1 protein-coding gene is annotated in these 318 nt (G+C 43.1%); it reads left to right on the top strand.

The genetic code is table 11. From position 1 onward, the window contains the following. A partial coding sequence (locus tag SB660_RS19585) for a sugar phosphate isomerase/epimerase family protein (RefSeq protein WP_410583917.1) occupies positions 1-318 on the top strand: 318 nt, incomplete at both ends.

The following is a 318-nucleotide window of genomic DNA, read 5'->3' as shown; positions in this document are numbered from 1 at the left end:
CTCATATTCGGACAATTGCGGAACGGGCGTGGAAGCAATATGGCGTACGAGCCGTCATCCATCCTCATGCAGGGGGATATATTGAATTCGAGGATGAGATTCAGCAATTACTAAAAGATATACCATACGATATTGCGGGGCTTTGTCTTGATACAGGACATTTATATTATTCAAAGATGGATCCGGAACAATGGCTGCGGGACTATGCGGACCGTGTAGACTATATCCATTTTAAAGACATTGATGAACATGTTTATCAACAAGTAATGGGTGAGCATATCCGCTTTTTTGATGCTTGCGCAAAGGGAGTCATGTGTC

Source organism: Bacillus sp. SIMBA_005, from assembly GCF_046535585.1.
GTDB lineage: Bacteria > Bacillota > Bacilli > Bacillales > Bacillaceae > Bacillus > Bacillus pumilus.
This window is presented reverse-complemented; position numbering and strand designations above follow the sequence as displayed.